Annotated in this window: 1 protein-coding gene; it reads left to right on the top strand. The window is 69.8% G+C overall.

The window, feature by feature from the left end; all coding sequences use genetic code 11:
• Nucleotides 1–427 (top strand): aldo/keto reductase (locus tag KGA66_RS29355; protein WP_211472902.1); only part of this gene is annotated, 427 nt, incomplete at its 5' end.
• Nucleotides 428–547 lie beyond the last annotated feature (120 nt).

Raw genomic sequence — 547 nt, 5'->3', positions numbered from 1 at the left:
CATGCAGAACCATTACAATCTTCTCTACCGCGAGGAGGAGCGCGAGATGCTGCCGCTGTGCGCGGACCAGGGCATCGGCGTGATTCCGTGGAGCCCGCTGGCGCGCGGGCGGCTGACCCGCGACTGGGAGGAGTCCAGCGAGCGGGCGGCGAGCGACCGGTACGCCTCGGCGCTCTACCACGACGGTGACCGGCGCATCGTCGAGGCGGTCGCCGCCGTCGCGCAGCGCCGCGGGCTCACGCGTGCGCAGGTCGCGTTGGCCTGGGTGTCACGCAATCCGGTGGTGACCGCGCCGATCGTCGGGGCGACCAAGCCGCAGCATCTGGAGGACGCGCTCGCCTCGCTGTCGGTGGAGTTGACGCCCGAGGAGGTCGCCGAGTTGGAGGTGCCCTACGCGCCGCACGAGGTCTCCGGGATCTCGGTCTGACAACGTGTGCGGCACGGGCCCTGATTTGATCGGACGGCGTCAGGCGCCACACGGTTATCAGGGTCCGTGCTGTCATGGCAGATCATCGGTGAACCCGGTTGGCGCAGTCGAGCCGTGCGG

This window comes from Actinocrinis puniceicyclus (assembly GCF_018283645.1).
Taxonomy (GTDB): Bacteria; Actinomycetota; Actinomycetes; order Streptomycetales; family Catenulisporaceae; genus Actinocrinis; species Actinocrinis puniceicyclus.
Note: the sequence above shows the minus strand (reverse complement) of the source record. Positions and strands in the feature narration are given on the sequence as shown.